This is a genomic window from Phycicoccus avicenniae (assembly GCF_018139485.1).
Classification (GTDB): Bacteria; Actinomycetota; Actinomycetes; order Actinomycetales; family Dermatophilaceae; genus Phycicoccus; species Phycicoccus avicenniae.
This window is the reverse complement of record NZ_JAGSNF010000017.1, coordinates 63,933-80,220: the sequence shown is the minus strand read 5'-3', so window position 1 is coordinate 80,220 and position 16,288 is coordinate 63,933. Positions and strand designations below refer to the sequence as shown.

General features: G+C 74.0%; 15 protein-coding genes. 14 read left to right on the top strand and 1 reads right to left on the bottom strand.

Annotation, left to right across the window (positions count from 1 at the left end):
• The first annotated feature begins 169 nt into the window (after positions 1 to 169).
• The 14 genes from KC207_RS12115 (at position 170) to rplT (ending at position 15,342) form a co-directional block, all read left to right on the top strand.
• A complete protein-coding gene (locus tag KC207_RS12115) occupies positions 170 to 2,521 on the top strand; it encodes an immune inhibitor A domain-containing protein (protein ID WP_249138710.1) in 2,352 nt (783 codons plus the stop codon).
• A 94-nt stretch (positions 2,522 to 2,615) separates the two neighbouring features.
• Positions 2,616 to 3,953, top strand: a complete 1,338-nt coding sequence (gene glnA / locus KC207_RS12110; protein ID WP_211603360.1) for a type I glutamate--ammonia ligase — start codon at positions 2,616 to 2,618, stop codon at positions 3,951 to 3,953.
• Between the two features lie 7 nt (positions 3,954 to 3,960).
• On the top strand, positions 3,961 to 6,960 hold the full coding sequence (locus KC207_RS12105) for a bifunctional [glutamine synthetase] adenylyltransferase/[glutamine synthetase]-adenylyl-L-tyrosine phosphorylase (protein ID WP_211603359.1): 3,000 nt from the start codon (positions 3,961 to 3,963) through the stop codon (positions 6,958 to 6,960).
• Positions 6,961 to 7,022: 62 nt separating this feature from the next.
• Entirely contained in the window at positions 7,023 to 7,712 is a 690-nt protein-coding gene (locus KC207_RS12100) for a PAS and ANTAR domain-containing protein (protein ID WP_211603358.1), read from the top strand.
• Positions 7,713 to 7,760: 48 nt separating this feature from the next.
• Complete coding sequence (hisD, locus tag KC207_RS12095; protein WP_211603357.1) at positions 7,761 to 9,110, top strand: histidinol dehydrogenase; 1,350 nt, start codon at positions 7,761 to 7,763, stop codon at positions 9,108 to 9,110.
• Between the two features lie 24 nt (positions 9,111 to 9,134).
• Positions 9,135 to 10,259, top strand: coding sequence for a histidinol-phosphate transaminase (locus tag KC207_RS12090; protein ID WP_211603356.1), 1,125 nt, complete (start codon positions 9,135 to 9,137; stop codon positions 10,257 to 10,259).
• Entirely contained in the window at positions 10,256 to 10,870 is a 615-nt protein-coding gene (gene hisB, locus KC207_RS12085) for an imidazoleglycerol-phosphate dehydratase HisB (protein WP_211603355.1), read from the top strand. Before KC207_RS12090 ends, hisB begins: the two co-directional genes overlap by 4 nt.
• A 4-nt stretch (positions 10,871 to 10,874) precedes the next feature.
• Positions 10,875 to 11,543, top strand: a complete 669-nt coding sequence (locus KC207_RS12080; RefSeq protein WP_211603354.1) for a hypothetical protein — start codon at positions 10,875 to 10,877, stop codon at positions 11,541 to 11,543.
• Positions 11,540 to 12,181 (top strand): imidazole glycerol phosphate synthase subunit HisH, encoded by a 642-nt coding sequence (hisH, locus tag KC207_RS12075; protein WP_211603353.1) that lies wholly within the window; start codon positions 11,540 to 11,542, stop codon positions 12,179 to 12,181. The genes KC207_RS12080 and hisH overlap by 4 nt, the downstream gene beginning before the upstream one ends.
• 85 nt (positions 12,182 to 12,266) lie before the next feature.
• Positions 12,267 to 13,010, top strand: coding sequence for a bifunctional 1-(5-phosphoribosyl)-5-((5-phosphoribosylamino)methylideneamino)imidazole-4-carboxamide isomerase/phosphoribosylanthranilate isomerase PriA (gene priA, locus KC207_RS12070; protein WP_211603352.1), 744 nt, complete (start codon positions 12,267 to 12,269; stop codon positions 13,008 to 13,010).
• Positions 13,007 to 13,741, top strand: a complete 735-nt coding sequence (locus KC207_RS12065) for an SseB family protein (RefSeq protein ID WP_211603351.1) — start codon at positions 13,007 to 13,009, stop codon at positions 13,739 to 13,741. The genes priA and KC207_RS12065 overlap by 4 nt, the downstream gene beginning before the upstream one ends.
• Positions 13,742 to 13,996: 255 nt before the next feature.
• Complete coding sequence (infC, locus tag KC207_RS12060) at positions 13,997 to 14,671, top strand: translation initiation factor IF-3 (RefSeq protein WP_249138709.1); 675 nt, start codon at positions 13,997 to 13,999, stop codon at positions 14,669 to 14,671.
• Between the two features lie 50 nt (positions 14,672 to 14,721).
• Positions 14,722 to 14,916, top strand: a complete 195-nt coding sequence (gene rpmI, locus KC207_RS12055) for a 50S ribosomal protein L35 (protein WP_211603350.1) — start codon at positions 14,722 to 14,724, stop codon at positions 14,914 to 14,916.
• Between the two features lie 48 nt (positions 14,917 to 14,964).
• Positions 14,965 to 15,342: a 50S ribosomal protein L20 gene (gene rplT / locus KC207_RS12050; protein ID WP_211603349.1), complete on the top strand. Its 378-nt coding sequence runs from the start codon at positions 14,965 to 14,967 to the stop codon at positions 15,340 to 15,342.
• 228 nt (positions 15,343 to 15,570) lie between these two features.
• Here the strand turns inward: rplT and KC207_RS12045 are convergent, their stop codons facing one another.
• A complete protein-coding gene (locus KC207_RS12045; protein WP_211603348.1) occupies positions 15,571 to 16,236 on the bottom strand; it encodes an SDR family oxidoreductase in 666 nt (221 codons plus the stop codon).
• Positions 16,237 to 16,288: the final 52 nt, after the last annotated feature.

Below are 16,288 nucleotides of genomic sequence, written 5' to 3'. Positions count from 1 at the left end.
GAATCAGCCGTTCGGCCGATACCGCCGGGGGTGTCGCGTCCGGGCGGTCTTGACCTGCGCTTGACCGAATCCTGACGGTCGGATGGTTCAGCGGACGACACCGGTGTGGTTACGTCGCGCCCGCTCCGCCTCGAACGACCCGGAGCGACCCATCCATGGAGGAGATCTCGTGAAGAGACGACAGGTCAGCGCTGTCGCAGGCATGGCGGCCACCGCCCTCGCCCTGACGCTCGCGCCTACCACCGCCACGGCGGTGCCCCCGGCCCCGGACACCCCGGAGCAGAGCACCGCCCGGCACGACAACCTGCCCAACCCGCTCGCCGACAAGCAGAACGCGCTCCGCGAGGACGCCGTGAAGAAGCTCGTCACCGGCGAGGCCGAGACGACGACCGTCGACGGCCGCCGTGTCATCGAGCTGAAGAGCGACGCCGCGCCCGGCGCCAAGGGCAAGGGCAAGGGCAAGTCCAAGTACGTCGACTACCCCGTGGAGCGCGAGGAGGACATCTTCACGATCCTCACCGACTTCGGCGACCAGGTCGACGAGCGCACCGGCGGCGAGGCCGGCCCGGTGCACAACCAGATCGAGGAGCCGGACCGCGACTGGGACGGCGACGCCACGGACGACAACTCCACGTACTGGCTCGAGGACTTCGACCGCGAGCACTACATGGACATGATGTTCGGCGAGGGCGAGTCCTTCCGCGACTTCTACCTCAAGCAGTCCAACGGGCGCTTCCTCGCGCAGGGTGACGTCTCCGACTGGGTGCAGGTGCCCTTCAACGAGGCGCGCTACGGCTCGAACGAGATCCCGCAGAGCGACGGCTACTGGGCCTACATCGACGACACCGCCCAGGCGTGGTACGACGACCAGGTCGCCCAGGGCAAGTCCGTCGACGAGATCCGCGAGTACCTCCAGCAGTTCGACAAGGTGAGCCGCTACGCCGCCGAGGACGGCGCGTACGGCGAGCCCGACGGGTACATCGACCACTTCCAGGCGATCCACGCCGGGGAGGGCGAGGAGGCCGGTGGCGGCGCCCAGGGCGAGGACGCCATCTGGTCCCACCGCTGGTACGTCAACAGCAACCTCATCGGTCAGGCCGGCCCCGACGGCAACAAGCTCGGCGGCATCGAGATCGGCGACACCGGCATCTGGATCGGCGACTACACGACCGAGCCGGAGAACGGCGGCCTCGGCGTCTTCGCGCACGAGTTCGGCCACGACCTCGGTCTGCCGGACCTCTACGACACCGCCGGTGGCGACAACGGCACCGCGTTCTGGACGCTCATGTCGGGTGGCTCCTGGCTCAACCGCGGCGAGGACGCCATCGGCACGACGCCCGGCTACATGGGTCCGTGGGAGAAGCTCCAGCTCGGCTGGCTCGACTACGAGACCGTCGAGTACGGCGAGGACACCTCGCTGACGCTCGGCCCGGCCGACAAGGTCGTGAAGCAGAAGGGCAAGCGCGACGGCGTCCTCCCGCAGGCCGTCATCGTCAACCTGCCCGAGCGCACCCTCGTCACCGAGCGCAACACCCCGCACTCGGGCGAGGCGGAGCTGTGGAGCACCCGCGACGACGACCTCCAGGCGACCGTGACCCGCGACCTCGACCTCACCGGCGCCTCCAGCGCCTCGGTGAGCGCGTGGATCGAGGGCGACCTCGAGATCGACTACGACTACCTCTACGGCGAGGTCTCGACCGACGGCGGCTCCACGTGGAGCCAGGTCGGCGACGGCATCGACGGCTCGGTCGACGGTGACGACACCAGCTCGGTCATCGACTGGACCGAGGTCTCCTTCGACCTCGACGAGTACGCGGGCCAGGACGTGCAGTTCCGGTTCCGCTTCGCGACCGACGGTGGCGTGAGCAGCGAGGTCTTCATCGACGACGTCTCCGTGACGGTCGACGGCGAGACCACGACGAACGACCTCGAGTCGGGCACCGGTGAGTGGACCGCCGCGGGCGGCTTCCAGATCATCGACGGCACGACGACCGAGACGGTCCAGGACCAGTACTTCGCGGAGAACCGGGTCTACTCCGGCTACGACGCGACGCTGGAGACCGGGCCGTACAACTTCGGCTGGTCGGACTCGCGGCCCGACTGGGTCGAGCGCTTCCCGTACCAGAACGGCATGCTCGTGTGGTTCGCCAACGGTGAGTACTCGGACAACAACACGATCACCCACCCGGGTGCGGGTCTCGTCCTGCCGGTCGACGCCCGTCCCGCCCCGGTGACGTTCCCCGACGGCTCGCTGCTCGGCAACCGCCGCCAGCCGTTCGACGCCACCTTCGGCCGGGAGAAGACCGACGAGGTCACCTTCCACCGCAACGGTGTCCCGACGACGGTCCCGTCCTCGAAGGGCATCCCGACCTTCGACGACAGCGACCCGGAGCGCTACTGGAGCGCGGACAACCCGCTCGCGTCGACGAAGGTCGCCGGGTCCGGGACGTCCATCACGGTGGACAAGACGAGCAAGAAGAACGCGTCCGAGATGGACATCTCCATCTCCTTCGCCGACTGACGGCTCAGCCGCACCAGATCGAGGGGCCCGGGCGCGACGCGCTCGGGCCCCTCGGCCGTGTGCCGGCCACCTCCGATGCGGCAGGATGGACGCCATGGACCGTCAGCAGGAGTTCGTCCTCCGCACCATCGAAGAGCGCGACATCCGGTTCGTCCGGCTGTGGTTCACCGACGTCCTCGGCACCCTGAAGTCCGTCGCCGTCGCCCCGGCCGAGCTCGAAGGGGCCTTCGCCGAGGGCATCGGCTTCGACGGGTCGGTCATCGAGGGCTTCGCCCGGGTCTACGAGGCGGACATGCTCGCCAAGCCGGACCCGAGCACCTTCCAGGTCCTGCCGTGGCGCGGCGAGACCGGGGGGACGGCCCGGATGTTCTGCGACATCCGCCTCCCCGACGGCAGCCCGAGCCTCGCCGACCCGCGCCACGTCCTGCAGCGCACGCTGAGCCGCGCGTCCGACCTGGGCTTCACCTTCTACACCCACCCCGAGATCGAGTTCTTCCTCCTCAAGCAGGGCTGGGTCCCCGGGGCGAGCCCCGAGCCGATCGACACCTCCGGCTACTTCGACCACACCCCCCACGGCTCGAGCGCCGACTTCCGCCGCGCGGCGATCACGATGCTCGAGACGATGGGGATCTCCGTCGAGTTCAGCCACCACGAGGCGGCCCCCGGCCAGAACGAGATCGACCTGCGCTACGCCGACGCCCTGACGACGGCCGACAACATCATGACCTTCCGCACCGTCGTCAAGGAGGTCGCGCTCGAGCAGGGCATCTACGCGACGTTCATGCCCAAGCCGTTCGCCGAGCACGCGGGCTCCGGGATGCACACCCACATGTCGCTCTTCGAGGGCGACGCCAACGCCTTCCACGAGCCGGGCGCCCCGTACCAGCTGTCCAAGGTCGGCCGGCAGTTCATCGCCGGTCTGCTACGGCACGGTGCCGAGTGCGCCGCCGTGACGAACCAGTACGTCAACAGCTACAAGCGGCTGTGGGGCGGGGGGGAGGCGCCCGCCCACCTCACGTGGGGGCACAACAACCGCTCGGCGCTCGTGCGGGTGCCGATGTACAAGCCGGACAAGGGGCAGAGCACCCGGGTCGAGGTCCGCAGCATCGACGCCGCGTGCAACCCCTACCTCACCTTCGCGGTGATGCTCGCCGCCGGGCTCAAGGGCGTCGAGGAGGGCTACGAGCTGCCGCCGGAGGCCGAGGACGACGTGTGGAGCCTCACCGACGGCGAGCGCCGGGCGATGGGGATCGAGTCGATGCCGGCGAGCCTGCTCGAGGCCATCGAGATCATGGAGGACAGCGAGCTCCTCGCGCAGACCCTCGGCGAGCACACCTTCGACTTCTTCCTGCGCAACAAGCGGGCGGAGTGGGCGGACTACCGCAACCAGGTCACCGCCTTCGAGCTCGAGCGCTACCTGCCGAGCCTCTGAGGCGGGCGTGGTCGCTTCCCGTACCCCCGAGTCCGTCCCGGCGGCGATCGCCCGGCTGGGCTTCGACGACCCACGCCGGGCGAACGCGCTGCTCGACGACCCCGCGCTCGAGGGCCTCGCCGGGTCCCCCGACCGGGTGGACGCCGGGGGGCTGAGCGAGGCCCTGGCCCGGGTCGCCGACCCCGACGGGGCGCTGCTCGGGCTCGTGCGCTTCATGGAGTCGGTCGCCGAGCACGACGGCATGCGCACCGAGGTCGTCGCCGCCCTGCGCGACGAGTCGGTGGCGCGGACCCGGCTCGTCGCCGTCCTCGGAGGGTCCAGCGCCCTCGCCGACCACCTCGTCGCCCATCCGGAGCACTGGACCGCGGCGACCGGGGCCACCCCCCTCGAACCGGCCGAGCGCACCCGCCGGCTCGTCGAGGCGGTGACCGCGGCGGGCCCGGAGGACGGGGCGGACGCGCTCCGGGTCGGCTACCGCGAGCAGCTGCTCGGCATCGCGGCGCTCGACCTCACCGCCGCCGACCCGCTCGAGGTCCTCTGGGACACCGCCGAGGCTCTCGCGGACCTCGCAGCCGCCGCGCTCGAGGCGGCGCTGACGATCGCGCGCGCGCAGGTCGGGCCGGACGCCGACAAGGCCCGGCTCGCCGTCGTCGCCATGGGCAAGGCGGGCGGCCACGAGCTCAACTACGTCTCCGACGTCGACGTCATCTTCGCCGCGGAGCCCGCCGACGGCGTGCCCGAGGACGAGGCGATCGCCGTCGCGACCGACCTCGCGACCCGGCTCATGCGGCTGTGCTCGGCCTCCACCGCGGCCGGCTCGCTGTGGCAGGTCGACCCCGCGCTGCGGCCCGAGGGCAAGCACGGCCCGCTCGTGCGCACCGTCGAGAGCCACCGGGCGTACTACGAGCGCTGGGCCAAGACGTGGGAGTTCCAGGCCCTGCTCAAGGCCCGCCCCGTCGCCGGCGACCCCGACGTCGGCCGGGCCTACCACGAGGCGGTGCAGCCGATGGTGTGGCAGGCGTCCACGCGGGAGCACTTCGTCGCCGACGTGCAGGCGATGCGCCGCCGGGTCGAGGACCACATCCCCGCGGCCGAGGCCGACCGGCAGCTCAAGCTGGGCGCCGGTGGCCTGCGGGACGTCGAGTTCTCCGTCCAGCTGCTCCAGCTCGTCCACGGCCGGGCCGACCCGTCGCTGCGCTCCCCGTCGACCCTCGAGGCGCTGGGGGCGCTGTCCGCCGGCGGGTACATCGGCCGGGAGGACGCCGCGACGTTCGGCACCGCCTACCGCTACCTGCGGGCCCTGGAGCACCGGATCCAGCTGTCCCGGCTGCGGCGCACCCACCTGATGCCCGCGGCGGACGCCGACCTGAGGCGTCTCGGCCGGGCGATGGGCCTGCGCACCTCGCCGGCCGAGACTGTCGACAAGGAGTGGCGGGCCCGGCGCCGTGAGGTCCGACGGCTGCACGAACGGATCTTCTACCGCCCGCTGCTCTCGGCGGTCGCCCGCCTCTCCGACCAGGACGTCCGGCTCACCCCGGAGGCCGCCCGGGAGCGGCTGTCCGCCCTCGGTTTCCGCGACCCCGCCGGGGCGCTGCGCCACCTCGAGGCGCTCACCGACGGGGTCAGCCGACGGGCCTCGATCCAGCGCCAGCTGCTGCCGGTCATGCTCGGCTGGTTCGCCGACGAGGCCGACCCGGACGCCGGGCTGCTCGCCTTCCGCAAGATCAGCGACGAGCTCGGCTCGACGCACTGGTACCTGCGGCTGCTCCGGGACGAGGGGTCGGCGGCCGAACGGCTCGCCCACACCCTCGCGCGCAGCCGGTACGCGGCCGGACTGCTCGAGCAGGCTCCCGAGTGCGTGCAGTTCCTCGGGACGGCCGAGGGCATCGCGCCGCGCTCGCGGGAGGAGATCCTGCGGCGGATGCGCTCCGCCGCGGGGCGCAAGGACGACCCGGAGTCCGCGATGCTCGCCGCGCGCACGATCCGTCGCTCGGAGCTCTTCCGCGTCGCGGTCGCCGACCTCGCCGGGGTCCTGGACACCGAGGGGCTCGGCGGGGCGATGACCGACCTCACCTCGGCACTGCTCGAGGTCACCCTCGAGCAGTGCCTCGCCGAGGTCGCGGCCTCGGGTGAGGTGCTCACGCGGGTGCTCGTCGTCGGGATGGGGCGGCTGGGCGGCCGGGAGCAGGGGTACGGCAGCGACGCCGACGTCCTCTTCGTCCACGACCCGCTCGAGGGCGCCGACGAGGTCGAGGCCCAGCAGCAGGCCATGGAGGTCGTGCGGCGGCTCGTCGCCCTCCTCGGCCGCCCCGGGCCGGACCCGACGCTCGAGGTCGACGCGGGGCTGCGGCCCGAGGGCAAGAGCGGCCCGCTCGTGCGCTCCCTCGCCTCCTACCGCGAGTACTACTCGCGCTGGTCGCTCGTCTGGGAGGCGCAGGCCCTGCTGCGCGCCGCACCGGTCGCAGGCGACGCGGACCTCGCCGGGCGGTTCCTCGACCTCGTCGCACCGCTGCGCTGGCCGGAGGGCGGTCTCGACGCCGGACAGGTCCGGGAGATCCGCACCCTCAAGGCGCGGATGGAGTCCGAGCGGCTGCCGCGGGGTGCCGACCGCAAGACCCACTTCAAGCTCGGCCACGGGGGGCTGTCGGACGTCGAGTGGGTGGCGCAGCTCGTCCAGCTGCGGCATGCCCACGAGCACGCGGACCTGCGGACGACCTCGACCCTCGAGGCGCTGCGGGCCGCCGCCCGGCTCGGACTCGTGGAGGAGGCGAACGCCGCGGCGCTCGAGGAGGCGTGGCGGCTCGCGTCGGCGATGCGGAACGCGGCGGTGCTCTACCGCGGCAAGGGCGTCGACGCGGTCCCGACGAGCGACCGGGACGCCGACGGCATCGGGCGTGTGCTGGGGTTCCCCGCCGGCACCTCCCAGGAGCTGGCGGAGCGCTACCGCCGGGTCGCCCGCCGCGCCCGCACGGCCTTCGAGGACGAGCTCTACGGCGACGGCACCTGACCGGGTGCGCCGATCCGGACATCGGTGGCAGGTTCCTGCCGCGCCCGTGGCATCATTCCCGCGTGACCGACGACCGCGCAGCGACCGAGGAAGGTGCAGGTCAGGGACCCGCACCGATCTTCGGCGAGGGGTTCTACGAGTTCGCCTCACGGCAGTGGACCTGGAACGCCGACATGTACCGGGTGCTCGGTCTCACCGACGACGGCACGCCCGCGGAGCGGTTGGTCTTCGCGCGGATGGCCCCGGGCGACGTCGAGAGCGTGCGCGCCACGCTGGACCGGGTCCTCGCCGACCCCGGCCCGTTCGCCGGGCAGTACCGGGTGCTCGACGACGCGGGCCGGGAGCGCTCGATCGCGTTCGTCGGCGACCTTGAGCGCGGCCCGGACGGCGCGCCCGTCCTCGACGCCGGCGGCCGACCCGTGCGACTGCGCGGCATGGGGTTCGACGTGTCCGTCGCCGCCCGTGTCGCGGCCGCGGAGGCGGTGACCGCCGCCACCGCCGACCGGGCCGCCATCGAGCAGGTCAAGGGGGCGCTGATGTTCGCCTACGGCCTCGACGCGAACGCCGCCTTCGGGGTGCTCACCCGGTACTCCCAGCGGGGCAACGTCAAGCTGGCCGTCGTCGCGCGGCGCGCCGCCGAGCTCCTCGGCGACCAGCCGACACCGGGGACCGAGGGCTCGCTGCTCCACGTCCTCGAGCGGGCCCTCGGCTCGGTCGACCCCGACCTCGACGGCGCGGCCGACGCCGGCTGACCGGACGCCCGCGTCCACCGCCCGGTGGGCGAACCTAGACTGCGGACCATGACCGACAGCACCTCCCGCGTCATCGCGCGGCTCGACCTGCGCGGCTCGCGGCCGGGGCTGCGCGAGCTGCGCGCCGCCGTCCCCCGCGCCGAGTTCGACGTCGAGGCCGCGCTCGGGGCCGTGCGCCCTGTCGTCGAGGACGTCCGCGACCGCGGCGCCGCCGCGCTCCTCGAGGCGTCCGAGCGCTTCGACGGCGTCGCGCCCCCCTCGCTGCGGGTGCCCGCCGACGTCGTCGCGGCCGCCGCCGACTCCCTCGACCCGGCCGTGCGCGCCGCGCTCGAGGAGTCCATCCGCCGGGCGCGGGTCGTCCACCGCGACCAGCGGCGGACCGACACGAGCACCCGGGTCGTCGACGGCGGGACGGTCACCGAGCGCTGGGTCCCGGTCGACCGGGTCGGGCTCTACGTCCCCGGCGGACGGGCGGTCTACCCGAGCAGCGTCGTCATGAACGTCGTCCCCGCCCAGGAGGCCGGCGTGCCGAGCCTCGTCGTCGCGAGCCCGCCGCAGCGCGACAACGGCGGCTGGCCGCACCCGACGATCCTCGCGGCCTGCGCGCTGCTCGGGGTGGACGAGGTCTGGGCCGTCGGGGGCGCCCAGGCGGTCGCCGCCTTCGCGTACGGCTTCGAGGAGGACGGGGTCGTCCGGGAGCCGGCGTCGCTCGTCACCGGACCCGGCAACGTCTACGTCACCGCCGCGAAGCGGATGCTCATGGGCGTCATCGGGATCGACTCCGAGGCCGGACCCACCGAGATCGCCGTCCTCGCCGACGACACCGCCGACGCCGAGCACGTCGCGTCCGACCTCGTGAGCCAGGCCGAGCACGACCCGCTCGCCGCGGCGGTGCTCGTCACCGACAGCCCGGCCCTCGCCGACGCCGTCGACGAGGCCCTCGCCCGACGGGTCGCCGCGACGAAGCACACCGAGCGGGTCGCAGAGGCCCTGTCCGGGCGGCAGTCGGCGATCGTCCTCGTCGACGACGTGGAGGTCGGCCTCGACGTCGTCAACGCCTACGCCGCCGAGCACCTCGAGATCCAGACCGCGGACGCCGCAGCCGTCGCGGCCCGGGTGCGCAACGCCGGGGCGGTGTTCGTCGGGCCGTTCGCCCCGGTGAGCCTCGGCGACTACTGCGCGGGCTCGAACCACGTCCTGCCGACGGGGGGCTGCGCGTGCCACAGCAGCGGCCTGTCCGTGCAGTCCTTCCTGCGCGGCATCCACGTCGTCGAGTACGACGAGGCCGCGCTGCGGGACGTCGGCGGGCACGTCGTCACCCTCGCCCGTGCCGAGGACCTGCCGGCCCACGGCGAGGCCGTCCTGGCCCGTGTCCCGGACGTCGAGCCGGGGGCCTGACCCCGCCCTCCTAGACTTCCGCGCATGGACGCCCGCGAGACCGTCGAGTCGATGCTGCGCCCGGACCTGCGGGGGCGGACCGCCTACGGCGCCCCGCAGCTCGACGTGCCGGTCGCGCTCAATACGAACGAGAACTCCTACCCGGTCCCCGACGACGTCGTCGCGTCGATCACCCGCGCCGTCGAGGAGGCCGCCCGGGGGCTCAACCGCTACCCGGACCGCGAGTTCACCCGGCTGCGGGAGGCGCTCGCCGGCTACCTGGCGCGGGCCGGCGCGCCGATCGCCCCGGAGCAGGTCTGGGCCGGGAACGGCTCGAACGAGGTCCTCCTCCACCTGCTCCAGGCCTTCGGCGGGCCCGGGCGGACCGCCCTCGGGTTCACCCCGGCCTACTCGATGCACCCGATCATCACGACGACGACCGGGACGAGGTGGGTCGACGGGGCGCGCGGCGTCGACGGGCCCGGCGCCTTCGACCTCACCGCCGCGTCCGCGGTCGCGCAGGTCCGCGAGCACCGTCCCGACGTCGTCTTCCTCTGCTCCCCGAACAACCCGACGGGGACCGCGCTCGGGCTGGACGTCGTCGAGGCCGTCCACGACGCGGGGGAGGCGCTCGTCGTCGTCGACGAGGCCTACGCCGAGTTCGCCCGCCCCGGCACCCCCTCGGCCCTCACCCTCCTCGCAGGGCGCCCCCGGCTCGTCGTGACGCGGACGATGAGCAAGGCGTTCGCGCTCGCCGGCGGCCGGCTGGGCTACCTCGCCGCCGACCCCGCTGTCGCCGACGCGCTGCGCCTGGTCCGGATGCCCTACCACCTCTCGACCCCGACGCAGGCGGTCGCGCTCGCCGCGCTGTCCCACGCCGACCGCATGCTCGACACCGTCGACGTCGTCAAGGACCAGCGCGACCGGATCGTCGGCGGGCTCGCCGCGCTGGGGCTCCACCCCGTACCCAGCGACGCGAACTTCGTCCTCTTCGGAGGCCTCGAGGACAGCCGGTCGACGTGGCAGGACCTGCTCGACCGGGGCGTCCTCGTCCGCGACGTCGGCATTCCCCACTATCTTCGTGTCACGGCCGGGACGCCGGAGGAGACGACCGCCTTCCTCGACGCCCTGTCCGCGCTCGTCACGTCCACCGCAGGAGCAGCCTCGTGAGCACCGCCCAGCCCCACCGCACCGCCACCGTGCGCCGCGGCACGTCCGAGAGCACGGTCGAGGTGACCGTCGACCTCGACGGCAGCGGCCGCGGCGAGGTCTCGACCGGGGTGCCCTTCTACGACCACATGCTCCTGTCCCTCGCGAAGCACTCGCTCGTCGACCTCACCGTCCGCGCGGACGGCGACACCCACGTCGACGCGCACCACACCGTCGAGGACGTCGCGATCGTCCTCGGTCAGGCGGTCCGCGAGGCGCTCGGCGACAAGTCGGGCATCGCCCGCTTCGGCGACGCGACGGTGCCGCTCGACGAGGCGCTCGTCCAGGCCGTCGTCGACGTCGCGGGACGCCCGTACGTCGTCCACGAGGGAGAGCCGGCCGGCCAGGAGTACGCCCTCATCGGCGGGCACTACATCGGCTCGCTGACCCGGCACGTCCTGGAGTCCTTCGCCTTCCACGCCCAGGTCGCCCTGCACGTGCGCGTCCTCTCCGGCCGCGACCCGCACCACGTCGTCGAGGCCCAGTTCAAGGCTCTCGCCCGGGCCCTGCGTGCCGCCGTCGCCCGCGACCCGCGGGTCGAGGGCGTGCCGAGCGCGAAGGGCGCGCTGTAACCCCGTGGCCGCCGACGGTCGCGGCGCACCGGGGCACGGGCTGCTGCTCGTGCGCCGGTCGCCGGGTGCCGTCGGCCGGTGGCTGCGCACCGGCCTCGTCGCGACGACCGTCGCGCCGCTCGAGGGGTGGACCGGCGTCACCGTCGCGCACGACACCGCGCACACCGCGGCCCCCTTCGACGTCGCCGTCGAGGTCCTCGCGGCCCGACCGGTGCCCCGGCGGGCCCGTCCCGCGATCGGGCTCTTCGAGGTGCACGGCCGGGCGGCCGTCACCGTCCACCCCGCAGGCCTGCGCCGTCCGCAGCTGTGGCTCGTGTGGCAGCCGGACGACGGCGTCGTCGAGACCCCGTCGCTGCACCGCCTGGGCATCGAGACGCTCCTCGCCGCCGCCGGGTCGCCGGACGGCGTGCGACCGGCCGACGTCTCGGCCGTGCTCCGCACCGGCGAGGGCAGCCCGCTCGACCTCCTCGACACCCTCGTGGGGGTCCTGCGCCTGCCCGGACGCGAGCTGCTCGTCGGGCGGGACTGCACGGGCGCGAGCGACGTCGAGCCGTCGAGCCGGGGGGTGCTGATGTTCGACCGGCTCGTCGCCGACGAGGCCCAGCACCGCGCCGAGTGGGAGGCGGCCTGGAACGGCCGCCCGCCCGGCACGACCTCCCGGGACGCCTCGTGAGCCGTTCCGTCGTCGTCCTCGACTACGGCAGCGGGAACGTCCGCTCCGCCGTGCGCGCCCTCGAGCACGTCGGGGCCGACGTCGAGCTCACCGGGGACCGGGCCGCCGCGCTCGCCGCGCAGGGGCTGTTCGTCCCCGGGGTCGGGAACTTCCACGCGTGCATGGCCGGGCTCGCCGCCGCCGACGGCCCCCGCATCGTCGAACGGCGCCTGTCAGGCGGACGTCCCGTGCTCGGGGTGTGCGTCGGGATGCAGGTGATGTTCGACGGCTCCGCGGAACCGAGCGGCGCCCCGGTGCCCGGCCTCGGCCAGTGGCCCGGCACCGTGACCCGGCTCGAGGCGCCCGTCGTGCCGCACATGGGCTGGTCCGCGGTCGAGCCGCCGGCGGGCAGCCGGCTGTTCGCCGGCGTCGAGGACGAGCGGTTCTACTTCGTGCACTCCTACGCCGCCCGGTCGTGGGACCTGCCGCCCGCCGACGGGGCGATGGCCGTCGTCGCCCCCGGGGTCACGTGGGCCCGCCACGGCGAGCGGTTCGTCGCCGCCGTCGAGAACGGGCCGCTCGCCGCGACCCAGTTCCACCCGGAGAAGTCGGGGGAGGCAGGGCTGGCCCTCCTCGAGAACTGGGTGCGCTCGCTCTGACGCGCGGACCGGCTCCCGGACCGGTCGGGCCGGACGGCAGACTGGTGTCGCCCGACCCGCGCCGCACCCCCGGAGGACCGCGACCGTGACCGTTCCCGACAGCCCTCGCCTGGAGCTGCTGCCCGCCGTCGACGTCGTCGAGGGGAGGGCCGTGCAGCTCGTCCAGGGCGTCGCCGGCAGCGGGGGCGAGTTCGGTGACCCGGTCGAGGCCGCCCTGCGGTGGCAGGAGCAGGGCGCGGAGTGGCTGCACCTCGTCGACCTCGACGCGGCGTTCGGGCGCGGCAGCAACGCCGACCTGCTCGCCGAGATCGTCGGCCGGCTCGACATCGACGTCGAGATGAGCGGCGGTATCCGCGACGAGGAGACCCTCACCCGCGCCCTCGCCACGGGCTGCCGGCGGGTCAACGTCGGGACCGCGGCGCTCGAGGACCCCGCGTGGACCGCCCGCGCCATCGCCGCTCACGGCGACCGGGTGGCCGTGGGCCTCGACGTGCGGGGCACGACGCTCGCCGCCCGTGGGTGGACCTCCGAGGGCGGTGACCTCTGGGAGACCCTGGCCCGCCTCGACGGCGAGGGCTGCGCCCGGTACGTCGTCACCGACGTCGCGAAGGACGGGATGATGAAGGGCCCGAACGTCGACCTCCTCCGCGAGGTCTGTGCCCGGACCGACCGCCCCGTCGTCGCCTCCGGCGGTATCTCGACGCTCGAGGACGTCGCCGCGGTCCGGGCCCTCGTCGGCGACGGGGTCGAGGGCGCGATCGTCGGCTCCGCCCTGTACCGCGGCGCCTTCACCCTGCCCGAGGCGCTCGACGTCGCGGGTCGCCCGTGACGGGGCCCGACGGGCCGGCCGACTCCGCGGGCACTCCCTGGGCCCGCCGCGAGCTCGGCGCCGGCGGCTTCGAGGGCGACACCGGCGCCGCCGACCCCGCGCTCCTCACCGCCCTCGCGGCAGCACCCGACGACACCGCCCTCATGCGGGCCGTCGAGGCCTCCCGGTTCGTCGTCCCCGTCGTCGCGGACCCGACGGGCGTCGACGCCACCGGAGACCCCGCGGTCGAGAAGAGCGTCGACATGGCCGCCGTGACCCTCGTCGCGCCGGACGGCCGGCGCGCGCTGCCGGTGTTCAGCGGCACCGGCTCGCTGGCCGCATGGGACCCGGAGGCCAGGCCCGTGCCCGTGACCCCGAGCCGGGCCGCCCAGGCCGCCGTCCAGGAGCGCTGCGACGTGCTCGTCGCCGACGTGGCGGGCCCGGCGACCCGGGTGCTGCGACCCTCGATGCTGTGGGCGTTGGCACAGCAGCGGCCGTGGGAGCCCGCGCACACCGACCCCGTCGTCGCCCGCGGCGTCGCGGCGGCGCTCGCCGACGAGCCGGACGTGCTCGCCCACGACCTCGCCGAGGGGCAGCCCGCGGGTGAGGGTGTCCTCGGGCTCGCCCTCACCCTCCGGCCGGGGCTCACCGCCGAGGAGGTCCGGGCGGTCGCCACCCGCGTCGGCGAACGGATCGCGACCGACGGCGAGCTGCGGGCGCGGATCGACGGGCTCGCCTTCCGCATCGGGTGACCGGCCGGGGCGCGAGCCGGGATTCGGCGCCGCCGGGCCCCGCTGCTATCCTGATCGGGACCGACCGCGCCCGTGACCGGGTGCGGTGTGCAAGAGAAGCCCCGCTTCCACCCGCGTCCGACCAGCAGGTCGCCGGGTCCCGGTCCGTGACGAGAGGTCACGAGCGTGCCCCACGGGGTGGCGCCGTGGCATCCCGCCCCGGCCCGGTCGGATCCACAGGGCCCCTCGTGCACACGGCGCGAGGGGCCTTCTTTCGTGTCACGGTCCGGACACCTGTCAGTGACGAAGGAGAAGCACATCAGCGAGCCACGTATCAACGACCGCATCCGGGTCCCCGAGGTGCGGTTGGTCGGCCCGAACGGCGAGCAGGTCGGCATCGTGCGCGTCGAGGACGCGCTCCGCCTCGCGGCGGAGGCCGACCTCGACCTCGTCGAGGTCGCCCCGATGGCCAAGCCCCCGGTCGCCAAGCTCATGGACTACGGCAAGTACAAGTACGAGGCCGCCATGAAGGCGCGGGAGGCGCGCAAGAACCAGGTCAACACGGTCATCAAGGAGATCAAGCTCCGACCGAAGATCGACCCCCACGACTACGGCACGAAGAAGGGCCACGTCGTCCGCTTCCTCAAGGGCGGCGACAAGGTCAAGGTGACGATCATGTTCCGCGGACGCGAGCAGTCCCGCCCCGAGCTGGGCTTCCGGCTGCTCCAGCGCCTCGCGGAGGACGTCGTCGAGCTCGGCACCGTCGAGTCCCAGCCGAAGCAGGACGGCCGCAACATGGTCATGGTCCTCGCGCCGACGAAGAAGAAGGCGCAGGCGATGGCCGAGCAGAAGGCCGAGCGCAAGCGGCGCGACGAGGCGGCGCGCGGCGCCGAGGGCACCGAGGCGGCCGAGCCCGCCGAGCAGCCCAGCGAGACCGCCGACGCCGGCTGACCGCCCCCGTCCACCCACCACCGAACAGCACACCCAAGGAGATCGGCACCATGCCGAAGAACAAGACGCACAGCGGCACGAAGAAGCGCTTCCGGGTCACCGGCTCGGGCAAGGTCATGCGCGAGCAGGCCGGCCACGTGCACAAGTTCCACGAGAAGACCCCGCAGAAGGCGCGCCGCCTCTCCAAGGACGTCCTCGTCGCCCCGGCCGACGTCAAGAAGGTCAAGAAGCTCCTCGGCAAGTGAGCCGACCCCACACCCCCCTGACGTAGAACAGAAGCAAGGAGAACTCACGTGGCACGCGTGAAGCGGGCGGTCAACGCCCAGAAGAAGCGCCGGGTCGTCCTCGAGCAGGCCAGCGGCTACCGCGGGCAGCGCTCGCGGCTGTACCGCAAGGCCAAGGAGCAGGTCACCCACTCCCTCGGCTACGCCTACCGCGACCGTCGCGCCCGCAAGGGCGACTTCCGTCGGCTGTGGATCCAGCGGATCAACGCCGCGGCCCGCGCGAACGGGATGACGTACAACCGGTTCATCCAGGGCCTCAAGGCCGCCGAGGTCGAGGTCGACCGTCGCATGCTCGCCGAGCTCGCGGTCAACGACGAGGCCGCGTTCACCGCGCTCGTCGAGATCGCCAAGGCCCACCAGGGCACCCCGGCGAAGGCCTCCGCCTGAACCACGCCCCGATGCTGACCAACCCCCGGTCCGACCGGGTCCGGTCGGTCGCGGCCCTCACGAAGCGGGGGGGGGGGGGGGCGCCCCCCCCCCCCGGGCGGGGGGGGCGCCCCCGGGGGGGGGGGGGGGGGGGGGGGGCCCCCCCGCCACACCCCCCCCCCCCCCGCGGGGGGCCCGCCGGTCCGTGTCGTGGCACGGACCGGCGGCCCCTCGGTGGTCCGGAGAGGGTCAGCGCAGCGCGGCGGCGACCGCGTCGAGCTCCTCGTCCATGGGGGTGTCGCCGCCGTTGAACTCGATGACGGCGCCGGCGGTGCCGGGGCGGTCCAGCACCTCCGCGACCATCCGGGCGACGTCGGCACGCGGGACCTCACCCGCGGTGGCGCCGGAGCGCGCGGTCGCGACGCGGCCGGTCGACGGGTCGTCGGTGAGCCGGCTCGGGCGCAGGATCGTCCAGCCGAGCGCGGTCTCGCTCAGACGGGCGTCGGCGGCGGTCTTGGACTCGGCGTAGGCGAAGAACGGCTCGTCCTCCGGGACGCCGTGGTCGGGGCCGGCCCCGAAGTAGGACACCATGACGTACCGGTCGACGCCGGCCTGCTCCGCGGCGGCCATGGACCGGATCGCCGCGTCGCGGTCGAGCGCCCACGTGCGGGCGGGGTCGCCCCCGCCGGCGCCCGCCGACCACACGACGGCGTCGCTGCCGCGCAGCAGGTTCTCGAGGGCGCTCGTGTCCATCGACTCGACGTCGGCGACGACGCCCGTCGCGCCGTCGGCCTCGACGTCCGCGACGTGGTCCGGGTTGCGCACGACGGCGGTGACCTCGTGGGAGCGCTCGGTGAGCAGGGGGTGCAGATGACGGGCCACCTTGCCGTGGCCTCCGATGACGATGACCTTCATGTCGGGGCCAACAGAGCGGCGGACGCGGGTGTTCCTGGTGCCGAGGACGGCG

What these genes read in the sequence shown, in the direction of transcription:
- KC207_RS12090 (WP_211603356.1), top strand. Translation starts at nt 9,135, where the DNA reads ATGGACGCCCGCGAGACCGTCGAGTCGATGCTGCGCCCGGACCTGCGG.
- KC207_RS12045 (WP_211603348.1), bottom strand. Translation starts at nt 16,236, where the DNA reads ATGAAGGTCATCGTCATCGGAGGCCACGGCAAGGTGGCCCGTCATCTG.
- rpmI (WP_211603350.1), top strand. Translation starts at nt 14,722, where the DNA reads ATGCCGAAGAACAAGACGCACAGCGGCACGAAGAAGCGCTTCCGGGTC.
- glnA (WP_211603360.1), top strand. Translation starts at nt 2,616, where the DNA reads ATGGACCGTCAGCAGGAGTTCGTCCTCCGCACCATCGAAGAGCGCGAC.
- hisD (WP_211603357.1), top strand. Translation starts at nt 7,761, where the DNA reads ATGACCGACAGCACCTCCCGCGTCATCGCGCGGCTCGACCTGCGCGGC.